The sequence below is a fragment of the Alistipes megaguti genome (genome assembly GCF_944320325.1).
Classification (GTDB): Bacteria; Bacteroidota; Bacteroidia; order Bacteroidales; family Rikenellaceae; genus Alistipes; species Alistipes megaguti.
The window spans coordinates 1-21,041 of sequence record NZ_CALUHA010000013.1 but is presented as its reverse complement, the minus strand read 5'-3'; the positions used below and the strand labels follow the sequence as shown (position 1 = coordinate 21,041).

General features: G+C 61.9%; 13 protein-coding genes and 1 tRNA gene. 5 read left to right on the top strand and 9 right to left on the bottom strand.

Translation table 11 applies throughout. From position 1 onward, the window contains the following. Positions 1-28: 28 nt before the first annotated feature. From PUQ42_RS05020 to PUQ42_RS05000, 5 genes are all read right to left on the bottom strand, one after another. The gene (locus PUQ42_RS05020) at positions 29-1,012 is read right to left on the bottom strand and encodes a FecR family protein (protein WP_273371562.1); all 984 of its coding nucleotides are present in this window, start codon (positions 1,010-1,012) and stop codon (positions 29-31) included. 215 nt (positions 1,013-1,227) lie between these two features. Then, the gene (locus tag PUQ42_RS05015) at positions 1,228-1,788 is read right to left on the bottom strand and encodes an RNA polymerase sigma-70 factor (RefSeq protein ID WP_087310983.1); all 561 of its coding nucleotides are present in this window, start codon (positions 1,786-1,788) and stop codon (positions 1,228-1,230) included. A gap of 149 nt (positions 1,789-1,937) precedes the next feature. Then, complete coding sequence (locus PUQ42_RS05010; RefSeq protein WP_122120435.1) at positions 1,938-4,430, bottom strand: endonuclease MutS2; 2,493 nt, start codon at positions 4,428-4,430, stop codon at positions 1,938-1,940. A 143-nt stretch (positions 4,431-4,573) separates the two neighbouring features. Continuing rightward, positions 4,574-5,575 carry an MlaD family protein gene (locus PUQ42_RS05005; protein WP_273371553.1) on the bottom strand — a complete coding sequence of 334 codons (1,002 nt, stop codon included), beginning with the start codon at positions 5,573-5,575 and terminating at the stop codon, positions 4,574-4,576. A 6-nt stretch (positions 5,576-5,581) separates the two neighbouring features. After that, on the bottom strand, positions 5,582-6,847 hold the full coding sequence (locus PUQ42_RS05000) for an N-acetylmuramoyl-L-alanine amidase (protein WP_273371552.1): 1,266 nt from the start codon (positions 6,845-6,847) through the stop codon (positions 5,582-5,584). A gap of 226 nt (positions 6,848-7,073) precedes the next feature. Here PUQ42_RS05000 and PUQ42_RS04995 point away from each other — a divergent pair, with 226 nt between their 5' ends. Next, positions 7,074-9,953 carry a putative LPS assembly protein LptD gene (locus PUQ42_RS04995; protein ID WP_420534947.1) on the top strand — a complete coding sequence of 960 codons (2,880 nt, stop codon included), beginning with the start codon at positions 7,074-7,076 and terminating at the stop codon, positions 9,951-9,953. A 590-nt stretch (positions 9,954-10,543) separates the two neighbouring features. Here PUQ42_RS04995 and PUQ42_RS04990 read toward each other — a convergent pair. After that, positions 10,544-11,431 carry a nitroreductase family protein gene (locus tag PUQ42_RS04990; RefSeq protein WP_273371540.1) on the bottom strand — a complete coding sequence of 296 codons (888 nt, stop codon included), beginning with the start codon at positions 11,429-11,431 and terminating at the stop codon, positions 10,544-10,546. Then, positions 11,406-12,686, bottom strand: coding sequence for an MFS transporter (locus PUQ42_RS04985; protein WP_273371538.1), 1,281 nt, complete (start codon positions 12,684-12,686; stop codon positions 11,406-11,408). The genes PUQ42_RS04990 and PUQ42_RS04985 overlap by 26 nt, the downstream gene beginning before the upstream one ends. A gap of 160 nt (positions 12,687-12,846) precedes the next feature. Here PUQ42_RS04985 and PUQ42_RS04980 point away from each other — a divergent pair. Next, positions 12,847-12,917: transfer RNA gene (locus PUQ42_RS04980), tRNA-Gln, on the top strand. Between the two features lie 269 nt (positions 12,918-13,186). Here PUQ42_RS04980 and PUQ42_RS04975 read toward each other — a convergent pair. Continuing rightward, positions 13,187-15,304 carry a M3 family metallopeptidase gene (locus PUQ42_RS04975; protein WP_197714853.1) on the bottom strand — a complete coding sequence of 706 codons (2,118 nt, stop codon included), beginning with the start codon at positions 15,302-15,304 and terminating at the stop codon, positions 13,187-13,189. A 37-nt stretch (positions 15,305-15,341) separates the two neighbouring features. After that, positions 15,342-17,528, bottom strand: a complete 2,187-nt coding sequence (locus PUQ42_RS04970; protein WP_273371534.1) for a M3 family metallopeptidase — start codon at positions 17,526-17,528, stop codon at positions 15,342-15,344. A gap of 123 nt (positions 17,529-17,651) precedes the next feature. On the opposite strand from PUQ42_RS04970, the gene PUQ42_RS04965 reads away from it, so the two are divergent. The 3 genes from PUQ42_RS04965 to PUQ42_RS04955 form a co-directional block, all read left to right on the top strand. Further along, positions 17,652-18,374 carry a 16S rRNA (uracil(1498)-N(3))-methyltransferase gene (locus PUQ42_RS04965; RefSeq protein WP_273371532.1) on the top strand — a complete coding sequence of 241 codons (723 nt, stop codon included), beginning with the start codon at positions 17,652-17,654 and terminating at the stop codon, positions 18,372-18,374. Between the two features lie 30 nt (positions 18,375-18,404). Beyond that, a complete protein-coding gene (locus PUQ42_RS04960) occupies positions 18,405-20,393 on the top strand; it encodes a proton-conducting transporter transmembrane domain-containing protein (RefSeq protein ID WP_273371531.1) in 1,989 nt (662 codons plus the stop codon). Positions 20,394-20,397: 4 nt separating this feature from the next. Beyond that, the coding region (locus PUQ42_RS04955) for a respiratory chain complex I subunit 1 family protein (protein ID WP_273371529.1) at positions 20,398-21,041 on the top strand (644 nt) is incomplete at its 3' end.

The window sequence follows — 21,041 nt, the reverse complement described above, 5'->3', positions numbered from 1 at the left end:
TTGTCTGGTTTCATGGGTCAAAAGGCGTTCATTTACGGATGGAAATATGGTGCTTGTCAATTTGCAGACAGTGATAGTGAGTCAGATTTTCGATGATGCGGAGCGTCTCATCGAGGGTTTCGGGGCGCAGCGTGAACGAGATCCGCACCGACGGGTCGACATCCGATTCGATGCGGATACGGATATTGTACCAGTGTTCGAGGTTGACGGCAATCTCCCCGAGGGTCATGTTGTCGAAGACGATCGAATCGCCGGTCCAGCTGCAATAGTTGTCGGCCACGACGTTGCGGACGGTCATCAGTCCGGTCGAGGCATCGAACGTACAGTTCTGGTCGGGGACCAGCCGGATGCGCTCCTGCGAATAGAGGTGTTCGACCTCGACGCTACCCGACTGCAGGGTGACCTCTTCGATCCCGAAGTCGTCGATATGGCTGGCCATGAAGCGCGTACCGAGCACGCGGACCTGCAGTTCGTCCATCGTCACCTCGAAGGGTGCGAGCGTATCGCGCTTCACGTCGAAGAAGGCCTCGCCGTCGAGGCGGACTCTGCGGTGGCCGTTTTCGGCGAAATCGGCCCGGTAGGCCAGGCGTGAATCGGCATTGAGCCAGACGGTCGAACCGTCGGGCAGCGTAAAGCGTCCCTTGCTGTTTTCGGCCGTCACGAGCCACGTGGTAGAGTCGGCGGCCAGGTGCTTCACGACGAAGAACTCAACGCCCATCAGCAGCACGACCACAGCGGCGGCCACGGCGGCAGCCCGTCGCGAAAGGGTGATCAGCCGCGCCTTCGGAGCCACGTGCATTTCGCGATGCAGCCGCCCGAGTTTGCGCCGATAGCTCCGCTCGTCGACGGCAAAGACCTCGGCGGGGTCGAGCCGGTCCCACTCCTCGCGCAGAACCGACTCCTTCTCCCGGGCATGCTCCTTGTCCAGGATCCAGGAGCGGAAGTGCTCCTGCACCCGGTCGGGCATCGGATGGAAGAGATAGGTGTGGATAATTTTTCGAACCAGATTCATGTTTCCACGGCATTTACATCCATAAGACGGGCAACAAGGGGGCAACCCCAGTCGGAAAATCAATTTTTTTCAACACGATGCCCACTCCCCAAAATCATTCACCCCGGAATTCTGAAATCCGGGGCGAAAATAGCGTAAAAGCCAACAACAGGGATTCTGCGGACAAAATGTCACAGAAATATCATCTCGGCGGGCAAAGGCTCCGCGAGAGGCAATCAACAGAAAAAGGCGATGATTCCGATGATTTTTTTCAATTCGGAGAGAGCCGTATGAATATGGTATTCAACGGTTTTGGTCGATATGCCGAGTTCCCGGGCGATCTCCTGGTGGGAGCGTTTCTCGTAGCGGCTCATACGGAAGACGCGCTGCCGCTGTTCGGGCATCTGCTCGACGGCCATTTCGATGATCAGCAACAGATCCTCCGAAGCGATCCGGGCGGCGAGATCTTCCGAGACCAGCTCCCCGACCGAGGGATAACTGCGCTCGTAACGGATTCGAACATGCCTGTGCTCGAAGCGGTCGAAGACGGCATTGCGGGTCATGCGGAAGAGGTAGCTGCGCAGGGATTTCACATGGCTCATACCGGTGCGGTTCTCCCAGATTTTCAGAAAGATGTCATGGGCGACATCCTCGGCTTCCGAGCGATTTTTCAGCAAACAGAAAGCAAAGGCCTCCACATGCGGAGCATACCGCAGATAGAGTTCGTCGAAGGCTCCGCAGTCGTTCTCGTCGAGTCCCTGCAGGAGGCGTTCATCGGTCTGTTCTTTCCAGTTCATTTCGAGATTAGGGATCGCACCACTGGGGAGATCCGCCCGGTTGCAAAGACGAATTTACGCAAAAAAATCCAGAAAAGAAAACGCCCGCATGCTCCCGCCCGATCACAAAGCACCGCACCGGCCCCCTCGGCGGCAGGCCGCAACCCGCCTTAGGAGAGGTCGAACGTCACGATCGTGATGCCGGCTCCACCGCGGTCGGCATGTTCGTCGACGGCCGATACCACCTCGGGAACCGTCCTCAGATAGCGGCGGATCTCCTCCTTCAGGGCGCCGGTCCCCTTGCCGTGAAGGATCGTCACCGAGCCGACGCCCAGCATCAGCGCATCGTCAACCAGATTCTGCACCGCCTCCAGCGCCTCGGCGGCCCGCATGCCGCGTACATCGATATGATCCTTGAAGTTGAGCTTGCGGGCCGAGATATCGGCCGAATAGACCGTGCGGGCCGTTGTCGGGCGCGTCGCTTCGCGGTACTCGTTGTTCGAGACGACGCGGAGCGCCGACTTGTCGACCGTCGTGAGGATCTGCCCGAAGGCCACTTGGGCCCGTTTGCCCTTCAGCGACTGCACCACGCCGACCATCTCCTGCCCCGCCATGCGGACCTTCGACCCGACCTCCACCTCACGCGGCTTCTCGACCGCCTGTGCCGGCTTCTCGGGGCCCTTTTCGCCCTGACGCTCGCGCCGTTCGGCACGCCGCTGACGGCGCCGCTCGATGCGCTCCATCTCGCGGGCCACCTGCTCGTCGCGCTCCGACGTATCCTCCTTCTCGACCGTCTCGCGGAAGTCGTCCAGCTCGCGGCGCGCCAGACGCGTCAGCTCCTTCTCGGCCTGTGCCTCGCGGATCGTGCGGATCGTATTCTCGATCTGCCGGTTGGCATCCGCAATAAGGCGCTGCGCCTCCTCCCTGGCCCGGCGCAGGATCTCCTGCCGCTCGGCGCGGATCTTCGAGAGCTGCTCCGTGTAGGTCTGCTCCAGCTCCTCGACCTTGCGGTCCGTCAGACGGATGCGGTCGCGTTTCTGCTCCCAGTAGTGCTTGTCGCGGGCGATCTCGCGCAGCTGCTTCTCGATGTTGATGTGGTCTGAACCGGCCTTTTCGCTCGCCGCACGGATGATCTCCTCCGGAAGTCCGATCTTGCGGGCGATCTCCACGGCAAACGAGCTGCCCGGCTTGCCCATCTCCAGCCTGAACAACGGGCGAATGTTCTGCACGTCGAACATCATCGCACCGTTGGCAATCCCCTCGGTATTCGACGCATAGTATTTGATGTTGGCATAGTGGGTCGTGATGACGCCGTAGCACCCCCGGGCCAGCAGCCGTTCGAGAATCGCCTCGGCAATGGCCCCGCCGATGATCGGCTCGGTTCCCGACCCGAACTCGTCGATCAGCACCAGCGTACGGTCCGACGCCCCGGCCAGCATGTGCTTCATGTTCAGCAGGTGGGACGAATAGGTCGACAGGTCGTTGTCCATCGACTGCTCGTCGCCGATGTCGATGTAGATGCTCTCGAAGACAGGCAGTTCGGAGATCTCCGACGCCGGGACCGGGAATCCGCACTGGAACATGTACTGCACGATGCCGGTGGTCTTCAGACAGACGGACTTTCCGCCGGCATTCGGCCCCGAGATGACCAGAATATGCTTGCGGCGGTCCAGCTGCAGGTCGAGCGGCACGATCTCGCGGCCGGCGGCGCGCAGTGTCTGCTGCAGCAGCGGGTGGCGGGCATTCTTCAACACGAGTCGGTCGTCCATCGAGAGGATCGGCCGCACGCAGCGGTTCTCCGAGGCCCAGCGACCCTTGGCACGCAGCATGTCGATCTCGGCCAGATAGTCACCCGACGCGGCAATCAACGCGGCATCGGGACGGATTCCCTCGGTGAACTCCGTGAGGATGCGCACGATCTCGCGCCGCTCGGCGTATTCGAGTTCGCGCAGTTCGTTGTTGATCTCCACCACCTCGACGGGCTCGATGTAGAAGGTGCGTCCCGTGGCCGACTCGTCGTGGATGAAGCCCTGCAGCTTGCGCTTGTTCGAGGCCGAGACGGGGATCACGGCCCGTCCGTCGCGGATCGAGATCTGGGCGTCGCTCTCGACGATTCCGGCCCCCTTGGCGGCCGAAAGCACCGCCTGCAGCCGCTTGGCGGCGAGCCCCTCGTGCTGACGGATGGCGCTGCGGATCTCCTGCAGCGCGGGCGAGGCGTTGTCGCGCACGTTGCCGAACGGATCGACGATCGCCTCGATCTGCCGCACGATCTCGGGGAAGGCCTCGACTCCCCGCGTGCGGGCATGGAGCGTCGGATAACGCTCCGCACGATTGAGGATAAAGGAGACAATGCCGCCGATGGCGCGCAGGGCGTGACCGAGAGTGACCACCTCCCCCACGTCGAGGAACGCCCCCTCGACACGCAGTTTGGCCAGGATCTGCTCGACGTCGGGATACTCTCCGCCGGGGAATTCGTGTTCCATTTCGACGATCAGGCGCATCTCGTCGGCCAGAGCCAGACGGTGTTCGATCTCGCGCGGCGAGGTCGAGAAGCCCTCGGCGGCGATCCGCTCACGGGCGGCCTGCATCGTACAACGTTCGGCGACCTGTTCCCGAAGGCGGTCGAAACCTATTTTCTGTTCGAATGTGGCTGGATAGATCATGCGATGGATGAATCGAATAAAAACGGCCCCACGACTTGTCCGGGGCCGGAAACAGGGCTTTGTCCAGGTGATCGGCGACACACCGCGCCGCGCGGGACAACCTTTCCGCGCGATTCAAGAGCCGGGTGCTGCAGCATCTGCTCTCAGCGCAGGGCCTTCAACGAATCGCGCTCGGCACGTTCGGCCTGGCGGGCGGCCTGCCGTTCGGCCCGGGCCTTCATCTTCTCGGGATTGCGGCCGAAGAGCGAGAAGTGGACGTAGCGTCCGGGATACTGCTCCAGATCGGCCAGCAGCGACGCCAGATTGTCGCTGGCCTCGGTGAGCGATTCGTAGAGCGCCGGATCGTTCAGCAACCGGCCGACGGTTCCCTCTCCCTGGCGGATCTGCGCAACCAGCGCATCGACCTCCTCCACCGTTTCGGTGAGACGGCTTGCGAACTCCGCCTCGGCCAGCTCCGTGGTGATGCGGTTCAGGTTGTTCATCATGCTGTCGACCCGCGGGGCATTTTCGCCGAGCATTACGGAGAAGGCCAAGAGGTTTTCGACGGCCGAGGACAGATTCCGTTTCTGCGCATCGAGCACCTCGGCCAGATCACCCGACAGGGCATCGAGATGGGCCATCGTACCGTTGACGTGCCCGGCATTGGTTTCGAGCAGCTGGTTGATGTTGTTGAGCGTACGCGAAAGGTCGTCGGTAAGCCGCGAGACCTTCTGCTTGAAGAACTCCAGTTCCGAACCGGCCATATCCATCAGGTCGCGGCCGCGCACCGAACGCAGCGTATCGCCCTTTTCGAGATACTCGTCCGACGAACCGTAGACGATTTCGATGGCCTTGCCACCCATCAGGCCGTCGCTGTAGATTTTGGCCTCCGAATCGATCGGGATCCGGTACTGGCGTTTGATGGTGAACTGCAGCACGACATTCTGGCTGCGCTCGGGATTGAACGCAATGCCGGTCACGGTACCGATCTTGACCCCCTTCATCATGATGGGCGAAGCAGCCTGCAGACCGCTGATCTGATCGTACGAGGCGTAATAGACGGCGTTGCGGCCGAAGATGTCGAACCCTTTCAGAAAACGGATTCCGGCCCAGGCGGCCACGAACATCAACACGGCAAATATTCCGATCTTGACTTCTCTTTTCATCGCGAACTAGTTGTTTACAATTTGCGTACCCCGACAGCAGACCACGAAGGCTTCGGGGAAAATTTTGCGCACTTCGGCAGCCTTGCGCTGTGCGGCGGTACGGCTTTCGAACTCGCCGACACAATATTTATAGGGGAAACGCCCCTGTGAGGTATACTGCCGCACCTTGCCGCGATACGAGCGGAACTGCGCCGAATTGAGCGGGATGCTCTTGGCCGAAGCCAGCACCTGCACCGCATAGCGCAACGGCTGCTGCGCGGCAGACTCTTTCGCAACGGCCCCTTTTGCGGCGGACTCTTTTGTGGCGGAGGCGTTTTCGCCCGAAACCTTTCCTGCGACGGACGGCTGCGTGGAGTTCGCGGCCCCCTTGCCGGAGGCCTTGGCCGAATCGGCTGCCGGCTTCGGAGTCGGCTGCTGCGTGCCGGCGGATTGGGAGGTGCCGGCCGGCAGGGTCGTCTCCTTCACCGAGGCGCCCTCCTCGGCCCGACGCGTCTTCAGCACATAGGCCGAATACTCCTTCACGGCACGGTAGATCGACGAGGCAATTTCATTCTGCCCCTTGTCGGACTTCATGTAGGCCAGCTCCTGGGCATTGGTCATGAATCCGATCTCGGTCAGCGCACCGGGCATGTCCGTGGCGTAGAGCACGCGCAGCAGCTGACGCTTCACGCCGCGCGAATTGCGGCCGGCCTTGGCATAGCTCGTCTGAATGCAGCGGGCGATGGCCATGCTGTATTCGCCGTAGGTGAACTGCAGATTCTGAATATAGGCCCGCACGATGGCTGCCGTACGTTCGTCCGACATGTCGATCAGATCCTCGCGGTTGCTTTCGTAGAGGGCATTTTCGTTGTAGCGCTGCTCCTTGGGGGTTTCGCCCATGATGAGCGTCTCGACACCCCGGACCGAGGTAGCTTTCGGCGCAGCATTGGCATGGATCGAGATAAAGAGGTCGCCGCCGGCATTGTTGGCGATATCGGCCCGAGCCTGGAGATCCGAGGCCAGATCGGCGCCGAGGGCCTTGTCGGTCGTCCGCGTATAGACGACCTTCACCCCGGGCATCCCCTCCTCAATCAGCTTGCCGAGCTTGAGGGCCACCTTCAGCGTGAGGTCCTTTTCGTAGACACCGCCGTAGTGTGCCCCGGGGAATTTGCCGCCGTGCCCGGCGTCGATGACCACCACGCTGACTCCGTGCACAATATTCCCGGCGGCAACCGCGTTGATAGAGACGACGGCCGCCGCAAAGGCGAGGAGCAACAAAAGGCGCATGCGCATATTTAATGGTGCCAAGTGTGAGCTTTCTGTAAATTTTTACCTATCTTTGTCGGGCCGGAAACGCGGCCGAAAATGCGGCCGGAGAGGCTCCGGAGCCCGATCCGAGCGTTTTTGCCGACTTGTCGGCAAAGGTACGAAAATTTTTGGAATTTTGGATAAACTGAGGGTAAAATATATCGCATCGGCGGCCGTACTCGTGCTGTTCGCCCAGGTTGTGCTGGGTGGCATGACGCCCCGTACGATTTCCTTTTCACCCCTCGAAGAGGCGTCCGGCGACTCCGGGATTCCGGCCCTGGCCGAGGCGGCTCCCGCCCCCGACAGCGCCACATCCGGACAGGCGTCCTCCCGACCCGAGACACCACCGGCCGCCACAACGGCCGCGGGGGATTCCGACACCGTGGGGGCCACCCCCGCCACCCTCTCGCGCCGTGAACTGCGCCGTGAAGCCCGTGCCGCGCGCGAACGGGCCCGCCGCAACGCCGCTTTCAATGCCCTGAGCCAGCAGGAGCGCGATTCGCTCTTCTCGGCACAAGTCGACTCGCTCATCGCCCGCAAGGCCGATTCACTCGAGATGCACGCCGACTCGCTGGCCGTCGACACCATGCGCCGCGACACGGTCAGGAAGCCCCGGCCGGCCGGGGCGTTCCTCGACGACCCGATCTCGGGCAAGAATACCGACTCGCTGGTCTACGACGTACGCAACAAGCTGGTCTACATCTACAACCAGGGCGACGTCACCTACCAGAACAGCAACCTCAAGGCCGACTTCATGCGCATCGACATGAATTCGAAACTGGTCCACGCCTACGGAAAACCCGACTCGCTCGAAGGCCGGCCGATCATCACCAAGCCCGAATTCTCGGACGGTTCGGCCTCCTACCAGATGGACACGATCACCTACAACCTCGACTCGAAGAAGGCCAAGATCAAGGGGGTGGCTACGCAGCAGGGCGACGGCTGGCTCGTGGGCGGCAGCGTGAAGAAGATGCCCGACAATACGATCAACATCGAGAACGGCAAGTATACAACCTGCGACGAAACCGACCACCCGCACTTCTACCTGGCGATGACCAAGGCGAAGGTGATCCCCGGCAAGAAAGTCGTCACGGGCCCGGCCTACCTGGTGATGGAGGACGTTCCGATCTACTTCCTGGGCATCCCCGAAGGCTTCTTCCCGATCAGTTCGGGGCCGAAGTCGGGACTGCTGATGCCCACCTACGGCGAGGAGTATTCGAAGGGTTTCTTCCTGCGCGACCTGGGCTACTACTTCACGCTGGGCGACTATGCCGACCTGGCCGTGCGGGGCGGCATCTACACCCTCGGGTCGTGGGAGGCCTCGGCCGCCTCGCGCTACATCAAGCGCTACAAGTACAGCGGCAGCTTCAACATGGAGTTCTCGAACATCAAGACCGGCGAAAAGGGCGAACCCGACTACATCAAGCAGAACAACTTCCGCATCCAGTGGACCCACTCGCAGGATGCGAAGGCCAACCCCGGATCGACCTTCTCGGCCTCGGTGAACTTCGCCACGAGCGGCTACAGCAAGTACTCGGCCACGAACCTCAACGACATTCTGGCCACACAGACCAACTCGTCGATCTCCTACTCGAAGAGCTGGACGGGCACCCCCTTCTCGCTGTCGGCCAACATGGCCATTTCGCAGAACTCGCAGAACCAGTCGCTCTCGATCACCCTTCCGACAGTGGTCTTCAACGTCTCGCGCTTCTACCCCTTCAAGCGCAAGGAGAAGATGGGCAAGGACCGCTGGTACGAGAAGATCTCGATGCAGTATACGGGCAAGATGACCAACTCGGTGACCACCACCGAATCGGAAATCTTCTCCAAAAAGACGCTGGAGAACATGAAGAACGGCATCGAACACTCGATCCCGGTTTCGGCATCGTTCAACCTGTTCAACTACATCAACGTCACGCCGTCGGCCAACTACACCGAAAAGTGGTACTTCAAGAAGGTCGAATACGAGTGGAACCCGGTGACGAACCAGACCGACACGCTGCCGACGAACTACGGCTTCTACCGCCTGTACAACTATAACTTAAGCATCTCGTCGTCGACGACCATCTACGGCATGTACGACTTCACCAAGAAGCGCCGCGACCGCAAGATCCAGGCCATCCGCCATACCATCACGCCGACCTTCGGCTTCTCCTACGCCCCGGACTTCAGCGACCCGAAATACGGCTACTACCTCACGCGGCAGACCGACTCGACGGGCCGCTTCACGACCTATTCGCCCTACGCCGTCAATGCCTATGGCGTACCGTCGTCCGGGCGGTCGATGTCGATGACCTTTTCGCTGTCGCAGAACCTCGAGATGAAGGTATTGTCGAAGCGCGATACCTCGGGTGTGAAGAAGATCAAGCTCATCGACGAACTGCGCGCCAGCGGTTCGTACAACTTCCTGGCCGACTCGATGCGGCTGTCGACCATCTCGCTGTCGTTCCGCACGACGCTCTTCAAGAACTTCGGCATCAACCTCTCGGCCACACTCGACCCCTATCGCGTTTCGCCGCAGGGCGTGCGCTACGACAAACTCTTCTTCCCGGGGCGCATCACCTCGACGGGCTGGTCGTTCGGCTATACGTTCAAGTCGCGCGAGGACAAGAGCACCCCGGCCGTCAACGACATCACGTCGATCCCTCCGGAGTACCAGAACCCCTTCTACGACCCCTACGGGCAGATGGATCCCGTGCTGCGGCGACAATACATGGCACAGAGCTACTATGACTTCTCGTTGCCGTGGAACTTCGGCTTCAACTATGCGGTGAACTACTCCGTCTCGTACGTCAACAACGGTACGACGGGCTACCGCAAGAACGTCACCCAAACGCTGGGATTCAACGGTTCGGTGAACCTTACGCCGAAGACGGGTATCACCTTCCAGGGCGGTTACGACCTGAAGACCAACAAGCTGACTACTTCGTCGATCTCCATCACGCGCGACCTGCACTGCTGGCAGATGTCCTTCTCGTGGATTCCGTTCGGCTACCACAAGAGCTGGAGTTTCAACATCGGTGTAAAGGCGGCATCACTCTCCGACCTGAAGTACGACAAGTCGCAGTCGATGTACGACAACCTCTATTAGCGGAGGGGCGTGCGGGCATAACGACAAGAGGCCACAGCAACGAGGCGAACCGCAAGGGACGAACGACATGGGGCCGGTTACGATGGAGCCAACGGCGAAAGGACGAAAATCGGACGTAAGAGCAAGGCGGCAAGGCGGCAAGAGGCTTGCGACACCGCAGCACGCAACAAGCGCAAGCAACTCCGAAGCGACGTGCAACCTCGAAGTGATACAAAATCTCGGAACAACACAAAGCCCCGGAGCGGCACGTAACCCCGGACATTTACCATAAACATAAAAGGGAACGATCGAAAGCCGTTCCCTTTTTTCACGACTGCGGCGGCAATCCGTACTGCACCGTGACGCCCGTCCATACCGACGTCCATGCCGCACCGCACAATGTCCATTCACGCCGCCTGCCCGTGCCATCCGTCCGGGTCATCCATTCAAGCCGCTTGTCCACGCCATCCGGCCGGGGCATCCATCCACGCATCCGGCCGGGGCATCCATCCGTACCGCCTGTCCACGCCGTCCGGCCGGCCACACCGCCCCTGCGCCCTTTTGCGCCCCTTTATGCCCCCCTTGCGCCCCTTTGCACCCCCTGCGGGCAGTCAGATGCGATGCACCTCAGAGGGTTCGCGGTCGATGTAGTTGGGATAGAGGAATTCGGGCATTCCGAGTGCCAGAATGGCCGCAATGCAACGCCCTTCAATTCCCAGCATCCGGTTCAGACGCTTGTGACGGTCCTGCCGGATGGCCGTCAACACGAACCCCATGTAGATCTGACTCACCCCCAACGCCTCGGCCATGAGCGAAGCGTTCTGACAGGCCAGATTGGCATCCTCGGCCGCGAAACGGTTTTTCTCCGGCGCGTGGATGAAGATCAGCGCCGTGGCGCCGCGCAGAATACGGTCTCGCCCTTCGGCATAGTCGCGGCGCAGGCGGGTAAAGACCGGGACATAGCGATAGACGCCGGGCATCAGCGGCTTGAGCCAGGGCTTCACGAAGGGGCTCGACAACAGCTGTTCCAACCCCCGGAAGACCCCGAGCGTATACTCGGCCACCTGCCGCAGCCGCTCCGGATCGGTCACAATCGTGTAACCCAGCTCACGGGCATTGCTGGCCGTCGGAGCGCGGTCGGCGGCGGCGAGGATACGATCGAGATACTCCTGCGGCACCGGACGCCTCGACAGGGCGCGGTTCGAACGCCGCACGGCCATGAGCAACTCCACCTGCTCGGGCGAAGGGAGCTGCGTCCGGTCGGCCTTGTGCACCCGTTCGAGCGGGAAGGCTTCGTGGTCGATCGCCCCCGCGGGACAGGCCGCCACACAGTGGCCGCAGACGATGCACCCTTCGGGTTCGCGCACCACAATCCGCCCTTCGGGCTCCACCCGTCCGAAAATTTGCGACGGACAGACCCGCACGCAACGGCCGCAGCGGATGCAGCGGTCGCCGACCCCGATCCGCCACGGATCAGCGGTTGACCTCTTCGACGGCATGGGGATCGTGCTTATAACGGAAGACCAGCGCAAAGACTACGGCCACCACCAAGGCATATCCGGCAAAGACCAACCACGACTGCGACCAGCCGGCCACCTGAGCCGCTGCGCTCTGCTGCGAGTAGACCAACCGGTTGACGACGGCCTGTGCACCGAGCGTACCGATCGTGGCGCCGATGCCGTTGGTCATGATCATGAAGAGCCCCTGGGCGCTGGAGCGGATCGTCACATCGGTCTCCTTGTTGACGAAGAGCGAGCCCGAGATGTTGAAGAAGTCGAAGGCCACGCCGTAGACAATCATCGAGAGGATGAACATCCAGACTCCGCCGCCGGGATTACCGAGTCCGAACAGGCCGAAACGCAGCACCCAGGCCAGCATGGCCATCAGCATGACGTTCTTGATGCCGAAACGCTTCAGGAAGAAGGGGATGAGCAGGATGCAGAGGGTTTCGGAGACCTGCGAGAGCGAGATCAGCGCATTGGCGTGGTTGGCGCCGAAGGTCGAGGCATACTCGGGGATATCGCGGAACGAGGTGATGAAGGGGTTTGCAAAGCCGTTGGTGATCTGAAGCGAGATGCCGAGCAGCATCGAAAAGATGAAGAACAGGGCCATCCGTTTCTGCTTGAAGAGGGTGAAGGCTCTCAGACCGAGGGCTTCGACCAGTGATTTGCGGTCGCCGTCGCGGCTGATGGGGCAGGCGGGTAGCGTCAAGGCGTAGAATCCGAGGACGAGCCCCAGCACGGCACACTGCAGGAACTGCATGTAGGTGGTCTGGAATCCGGCGGCATCACAGAGGAGCATCGAGCAGATGAAGCCGACGGTCCCCCAGACGCGGATCGGCGGGAAGGCCTTGACCGTATCGAGACCGGCGCCTTCGAGGACGCAGTATGCCACGGAGTTCGAGAGGGCGATCGTCGGCATGTAGAAGGCCACGCTGAGCGCATAGAGCGTAAAGAGCAGACCGAACTGTACGCCGTTCCCCGAGGTCATGGCATAACCGCCGGCGGCGGCCATGAACAGGGCGGCCAACAGATGGCAGAAGCCGAGCAGGCGCTGAGCCGGGATCCAGCGGTCGGCGACGATGCCGATGACGGCGGGCATGAAGAGCGAGACGATACCCTGCATGGCATAGAAGATACCGATATGCGTCGCCAGACCGACTCCGACCAGATACGATCCCATGGAGGTCAGATAGGCACCCCAGATGGCGTACTGGAGGAAGTTCATGATGACGAGGCGCAGTTTGATTCCCATAACGTAACGATTTACAGAATATTTCAAGATTCATTAGGTCTATCTCCGAGGAGATTGAAACAAAAATAGTAATTTTTTTTGGGATTTTTCTTTGCAATTGAAAAATAAAGTTCTACTTTTGCATCGTCAAACCAATCGAACAGAGGCTTGACGAGGACATTGAGCTATGGTGTAATGGTAACACAACAGATTCTGGTCCTGTTATTCTTGGTTCGAATCCAGGTAGCTCAACAAAGACCGCTCCGATCTCCGGGGCGGTTTTTTTGTTGGTGGGGTTTCTGAAAGGTTTCCACAGAGGAACACCAACCCCCGAGCACACACAGCCGATCCGAGAATCCGGGCCCTCATACCGGCCACTACCCTCACCCTCTCAAAAAAACTCCGCACCTGTTCAAAAAAAAAGCGGTCTCCGTCATTGGGCGGAGGCCGCTTTTCGCAGGGCCGGTTTCGGGGAGCGCGGCCTCTCACTCCGAGACCGCAGCACCGAAACCGCAGCGCCATTATTTTCCGAGTCCCATGCGCTCGATCAGCGCCCGGCTGTCGGGCTTGTGGCCCCGGAAGCGCACGTAGAGATCCATGGGATGCTCCGTACCGCCCTTCTCGAGGATGTTCTTGCGGAACGACTCAGCCACCTCCTCATTGAAGATTCCCTTCTCCTTGAAGAGCGAGAAGGCGTCGGCATCGAGCACCTCGGCCCACTTGTAGCCGTAATAGCCGGCGGCATAACCGCCCGAGAAGATGTGGCCGAACGACGGCGACGTGGCCGTACCCTCCACCACGGGCAGCACCTGCGTGGGGGCCATCGCCCGGACTTCGAACTGCTCGACATCTTCCCCGAAGGGTTCGGTCAGCGTATGCCAGGCCATGTCGGTGAAGCCGAACGACAGCTGGCGCACGTGGAGATAGGCAGCCAGATAGTTCTGCGCGGCAACAATGCGGTCGACGATCTCCGCAGGGATCTTCTCGCCGGTCTGGTAGTGGACGGCCCACAGATCGAGATACTCCTTCTCGGTGGCCCAGTTCTCCATGATCTGCGACGGGAGTTCGACGAAGTCGCGATAGACGTTCGTGCCGGTCAGCGACTCGTAGTGTCCCTTGCCGAGCATGCCGTGCAGCGAGTGGCCGAATTCATGCAGGAAGGTGTTGAATTCGTCGAAGGTGAGCAGCGAAGGGGTCGTTGCGGTCGGTTTGGTGAAGTTCATCACCAGCGAGACCAGCGGACGGGTCTCCTTGCCGTTGACGATCTTCGCACCGCGGAATTCGGTCATCCACGCCCCGGCGGTCTTCGAGGCGCGCGGGAAGAAGTCGAGGTAGAGCACCGCCAGGAAACGGCCGTCGCGGTCCGTGACGTCGTAGGCCGTCACGTCGGGATGGTAGACGTCGATCTTCGTATTGGGCGTGAAGTTCAGTCCGTAGAGCTTGTTGGCCAGCAGGAAGACCCCCTTCTTGACATGTTCGAGTTCGAAATAGGGCTTCACCAGCTCGTCGTTGAGCGCATACTTTTCATCCTTGTACATGGTGCTGTAATAGGGCCAGTCCCACGGCATGAGCTCTCCTTTGAGCCCCTTCGAGGCGGCGTATTCGCTCACCGTGCGGTAGTCGGCATCGGCCCACGACTTGGTCTGCACGAGCAGGTCGTTCAGGAACGACTCGACCGTCTTCGTGTCACCGGCCATGCGCTCCTCCAGCACGTAGTCGGCATAGCACTTGTAGCCCAGCAGATTGGCGATCTTCAGCCTCGTATTGACGATCCGGCGGATCAACTCCGTGTTGTCGAACTTGCCGCCCAGACACTCCGAGGACCGCGCGCGCCAGAGTTTCTCCTTCAGTTCGCGGTTCGTGGAGTAGGTCATGAAGGGGAGGTAGCTCGGATACTGCAGCGTGACGGTCCACCCCTTCTCGCCGCGCGAGGCGGCCTCGGCGGCCATCCCCTCCCGCACGAATCCGGGCAGTTCGGCCACCACTTTCGGATCGGTGATATGGAGCGTGAAGGCGTTGGTGGCGGCCAGCGAATTCTGGCCGAACTTGAGCGTCAGGGCCGAGAGTTCGGTCGTATACTGGCGGTAGAGCTTCTTCTTCTCGGGCGAGAGGGCGGCGCCGTTGCGGGCGAAGTGCTTGTAGGTCTTTTCGAGCAGCATGCGCTCCTCCTGCGAGAGGCGTCCGGGGTGTTCGTAGACGGCCTTCACGCGTTCGAAGAGCTTCTCGTTGAGCGAGATGTCGTTCTCCAGTTCGGTCAGTTTGGGCTGCACGCGCAGCGAGATCTCCTGCAGCTGGTCCGAGGTCTCGGCGCCGAGCATGTTGAAGAAGATCCCCTCGATGCGCGAGAGCAGCGAGCCGCTCTGTTCGAGGGCGACGATCGTATTGACGAACGACGGTTTTTTGGGATTGTCGACGATGGCCGCCACCTCGGCCCGCGAGCAGGCGATGGCGGCATCGAAGGCCGGTTCATAGTGTTTGAGTTCGATTTTCGAGAAGGGCGGCGTGGCGTAGGGGGTCTCCCACGGGGCCAGCAGCGGATTCGAAAGATCGAGTTCGGGCAGCTGTGCCTTGGGAACCGAGTTGTCGGCGCAGCCTGCCGCCAGTGCGGAAATGGCCATAATCAAAATTGCTTTTTTCATATTCGGGTCTTGGGTTTTCGTTTTCGAGGGGAGGGGGTTAGCGCTGTGAAGCCGGCGTTGCGGCGGGGTTCTTCCCCGCAACCGGGTTCACGGAGAGCGAATCGGCCGGCACGGGGTCGCTCCACAGACCGCGGCTGCGCAGCATCGGGCGCTTGTCGGGGTCCTTGCCGCGGAAGTCGCGGTAGAGGGTCATGCCGTCGGCCGAGCCGCCACGGGCGAGCACCTTGCGGCGCAGCGAATCGGCGATCTGCCGGTTGTAAAGGTCGCCGCTCTCGCGGAAAGCCTCGAAGACATCCTTGTCCAGCACCGCGGCCCACGTATAGAAGTAGTATCCGGCCGCATAGCCGCCGTCGAAGATGTGCGAGAAGTAGGGATAGTGGTAGCGGGGTTCGATCTGCGGGATCAGTCCGCGGCGTTCGGTCAGCGCCCGGCGCTCGAAGGCCATCGGGTCGAACTCCTCGTATTCGCCAATCGAGTGGATGTCCATGTCGGAGAGCGATGCGGCGATGAGCTCCGTGGTCATGAATCCCTGGTTGAAGAGGCGGCTGCGGCGCAGTTTTTCGATCAGATAGTCGGGAATAACCTCGTTCGAGCGGTAGTGCACGGCATACTGTTTGAGCACGTCGGGTTCGAAGGCCCAGTTCTCCATCAGCTGCGAGGGCATCTCGACGAAGTCACCCTCGACCTCCGAGAGGCCGCGGTAGCGGACATTGTGGAAGAGGAAGTGCAGGGCATGGCCGAATTCGTGGAAGAGCGTCTCGGTCTCGTCGAGGGTCAGCAGCGCGGGGGTGTTCGAGGTCGGGCGGGTGAAGTTGCAGACGATCGAGACGACGGGAGCCACACGGTGCCCCTCCTCGTCGAAGGTCTGTTCGACGTAGTTGCCGCACCAGGCGCCCTGGCTCTTTCCGTCGCGGGGGAAGAAGTCGAAGTAGAGGATGCCGAGGTGCGACTCGTCGGCATCGAGCACCTCGTAGGCCACGGCCTCGGGATGGTACAGCGGCACGACTACCGGACGGAACGTAATGCCGTAGAGGCGGTTGGCGAGGAAGAAGATCCCCATCTGGACATTTTCGAGCAAGAAGTAGGGACGCAGCATCTCCTCGTCGAGGGCGTATTTCTGCTTGCGGAGCTTCTCGGCGTAATACCACCAGTCCCACGAGGCGAATTCACCCTCGGGGACATCCTTGCGGAAGAGCTCCTCCATCTCGGCGAGTTCGCCCTTGGCGCGTTCGAGGGCCGGTTCCCACACCTCGTCGAGCAGTGCATAGACGGCGTCGGTGGTACGGGCCATCTCGTCGTCGACCACATACGCGGCATACGACGGGTAGCCCAGCAGGTGTGCCTTCTCCGTGCGCAGACGGATGAAGTCGTTGATCAGCTGTTTGTTGTCGTATTCGTCGCCGTTGTTGCAGCGGTTCAGATAGGCCTTGTAAAGCTCCTCGCGGCGGTCACGGCGGGAGGAGTAGGTCAGGAAGGGAATCAGGCTCGACTTCTGCAGCGTGAAGGCATACCGATCCTTCTTGCCCAGTTTGGCGGCCGTCTCGCGGGCCAGATCACGCACGTTTGCGGGCAGGCCGTCCAGCTCATCCGACGAAAGCATCATCACGAAGTTGTTGTTCTCCGCACGGATGTTGTTGCCGAAGTGCACGGCGGCCAGCGACAGCGCCTCGTTGATCTCCTTCAGACGGGCCTTCCGTTCGGCATCGAGCAGCGCCCCGGCACGCACGAAGCTGCGGTATGTCTTCTCCACCAGCCGCAGTTGCTCGGCATCGAGATCCATCGCCGCGCGGCGGTCGTAGACCGCCTTGACGCGTTCGAAGAGCTTCCCGTTGAGCCGGATACGGTCGGCATGAGCCGCCAGCAGAGGCGCCGCCTCCACCTGGAGCTTCTCCAGTTCGGGGGAGTTCTCCGCGGCGCAGAGCATCTCGAAGATCAGCTCCACCTGGGAGAGCATCTTCCCGGAGTTGTCGTAGGCAAGAATCGTGTTTTCGAACGAGGGGTCGTCGTTGTTCGAGGTGATGGCGTCGATTTCGGCGTCATGGAGCGACATGCCGCGCTCCAGGGCAGGCAGGAAGTGTTCGGGGGCGATCCGGTCGAAGGGGGGCACGCCGTAGGGGGTCTCCCACTCGGAGAAGAAGGGATTCTCGCCCACCTGCTTCTCGGATTTGCAACAAACGAGTGTCATGGTCAGAAAAAGCGTCAATAAACCGATGATACGTTTCATGGATCGTGTTATTTTGTGTACATTTGCGGGCCGCAAGTCCGGCACGGCAGACAAAAGCCGCCGTCCGGGCCCGCGCAAGACAAAAGTACAATAAAAAATCCGTAAAACAAATACGCGAAGGCCATGCAACTCTTCTATGCTCCGGATCTCGAACCGCCCGTCCACACGCTCGACGAGGAGGAGTCGCGCCACTGCATCCGGGTGCTGCGGCTGGGGCGCGGCGATTGGATCCACCTCACCGACGGCCGCGGGAATCTCTATCGGGCCGAGATCATCGAGGCCGACCCGCGCCGCTGCACGGTACGCGTCGTCGAGACGCAGTCCGAATTCGAACGGATGCCCTACCGGCTGGTGATGGCCGTGGCGCCGACGAAGAACCCCGACCGCTTCGAATGGTTTCTGGAGAAGGCCACCGAGGTGGGCGTCACGCGGATCATCCCGCTCGAGACGGCCCACAGCGAGCGGCGGAGCTTCAAGCCGCAACGGGGCGAAAAGGTGATCACGGCGGCCATGAAACAGTCGCTCAAGGCCTACCGCCCGGAGCTGAGTCCGCAGACGGCGTTCCGCGAGGCGGTGGCCGAGCCCTTCGAGGGGCGGAGCCTGATCGCCCACTGCGAGGCGGCGCACTCCGCACGCGGGAAACGGTTCCTGCCGCGCACAATCCGCCCCGGCGAATCGGTACGCATCTTCATCGGCCCCGAGGGGGACTTCTCGCCCGAGGAGATCGACCTGGCGCTGGCCCACGGCTTCGAGGAGATCACGCTCGGGCCGCAGCGGCTGCGCACCGAGACGGCAGCCGTCGCGGCCACGGTGATGACCGCCACCGTAAACGGTCCCGCCGAATAGCGCTTTCGAAAACACATTTACCCGCAGAATATGCTATTTATCTACACCCTGTTGTTCCTCGTGGTGGTCGTGGCGGCGATCTTCTCGACGCCGCTGCGGGCCAAGGCGTGGACGGCCCTCGCCCTGACGGCCGCCGGAGCCCTGTGGGCCTCGGTCCGGGCCATCGGCGTACTGGCCGACGGAGGCACCGAATCGCTGTGGATGATCCCCGGCACGCTTTTCGGCGGCGATTCGGGATCGATAGACCCGCTCTCGGCGCTCTTCGTCCTGCTGATCTCGATCGGCTCGGTAGCTTCGGTGCTCTATTCGCGGGGCTATCTGGCCCACACGCTCCGGGAGAAGTCCCCGGCCCACGTCTCGCTGCACTACATCTCGCTCACGGTGATGGCCTACGCCATGCTGGGCGTCGTCTGCTCCGACGGCGGCTACTCGTTCCTCTTCTTCTGGGAGCTGATGACCGTGGCGTCGTTCCTGCTGATCCTCTACGACGCCCAACGCCGTGAGGTGAGCCGCGCGGCGCTGGCCTACCTGATCATGATGCACGTGGGCTTCGTGCTGCTGGTCGTGGGGTTCGTGCGGCTGGACGCCGTCTGCGGACGCGCGACGTTCGACGCCCTGGGCCAATACTTCCACACGAAGCCGGCACTGCCGCTCTTCCTCGTCTTTCTGGCGGGCTTCGGCATGAAGGCCGGCCTCTTCCCGCTGCACGTCTGGCTGCCGGAGGCCCATCCGGCCGCCCCGTCGCACGTCTCGGCGCTGATGTCGGGCGTGATGATCAAGACGGGCATCTACGGCATCCTGCGCACGACGGCCGCCCTGGGCGATCTGCCCGTACTGCACACCGCCGGGGTGATTCTCCTCGTCGTGGGGATCATCACCGGCCTGTGGGGCGTCATTCTGGCCGCCATGCAGAACGACGTGAAGCGCCTGCTGGCCTACTCCTCGATCGAAAACATCGGCATCATCCTGCTGTCCGTGGGCATCGCGGCGCTGGGCAAGGCCTCGGGCAACCAGATGGTGGCGCTGTGCGGCATCGCCGGGGCGCTGCTCCACTCGCTCAACCACTCGTTCTTCAAGTCGCTGCTCTTCTTCGGGGCCGGCAACATTCTCTCGCAGACCCACACCACGTCGCTCGACGCGCTGGGCGGCCTTACGAAACACATGCCCCTCACGTCGCTGCTCTTCCTGGCGGCCACGGCCGCCATCTGCGCCCTGCCGCCGCTCAACGGCTTCGTCTCGGAGTTGCTCGTCTACCTCGGGCTGCTCGACGGCATCGCCTCGGGAAGCAACATCCTCGCCTCGGCGGCCGGTCTGGCGGCGCTGGCGCTGATCGGCGGCGTGGCCGTGCTGGCCTTCACGAAGCTCTACGGCACGGTCTTCCTCGGCTCGCCCCGCTCGCATGAGGTGGCCGAAGCCTCGGAGGTCGACAACCTGCGGCTGGCCGCCATGGCGCTGCCGCTGGCGGGCATCCTCCTCGTGGGACTCTTCCCGCGGGCGGCCGTGGGGTGCGTGACGCGCGCCGCGGAGTTTTTCCTGCGCACGCCGTCGGATGCCGCCGACTGGCTGCTCTCGCCGACGCTCACCGCAGTCGGGCGCATCGCCTGGGGGCTGATTCTGGTCGTCGCCATCCTGGCATGGCTGCGACGCCGCACGCTGCGCGGACGTCAGGTGGCCGAGGGCCCGACATGGGGCTGCGGCTTCACGGCGGTGAACACCCGCATGCAGTATACGGGCGAGTCCTTCTCCGAAGGGCTGCAGTCAATCGCCACGTCACTGACACAGAACAGCGGCGAGGGGTCGCCCGTGGGCAAGGGCGAGATCTTCCCCGACGCCCACCGCTTCGACGTCGGCCACCGCGACCGCATCGGACGCCTCTTCTCGGCGTGGTGGGTCGAACTGCTGCGCCTGATCAACCAGCGCGTCATGCGCCTGCGTACGGGCAAGATTAACCACTACGTGCTCTTTGCCCTGGCCTTCCTGGCGCTGGTCTTCCTGTTGTCGATCCTCCATATCATCTGATGCCATGGCACTGCTCAATCTGCTTCTGCTTCTGGCGGCGGCCCTCTGCATTCCGGGGCTGATCAACCGCACGCGGGCCCGGCTGGCGGGCCGCAAGGGCATCCGTTTCGCCCAACACCTCTACGACGTACGCCTGCTGCTGCGCAAGGGGGCCGTCTACTCGACGACGACCACCGTACTGTTCCGCACGACGCCGTCGGTCATCCTGGGCGCGTCGCTTCTGGCGCTGCTCTTCATTCCGGTGGGCAATCTGCCGCCGGTGGTCTCGTTCGACGGCGACGTGGTGGCCTTCGCCTACCTGCTGGCTCTGGGCCGCGGGGCGCTGATTCTGGCGGCCATGGATACGGGCAGCTCGTTCGAGGGGATGGGCGCCAGCCGCGAGGCGCTCTACGGGGCGCTGGTCGAACCGGCGCTGATGCTCACCATCGGGACGCTGGCCCTGCTCTCGGGCCACACCTCCTTCGCCGAACTCTTCGACGCCGGAGCCTCCGACGACACGCAGCTGATCATCGTCCTGCTGCTGGCGGCCTACGTGCTGACGAAGATCGTCTTCACCGAAAGCGGCCGCGTGCCGGTCGACGACCCCCGCACGCACCTCGAACTGACGATGATCCACGAGGTGATGTGCCTCGACTACTGCGGCGTCGA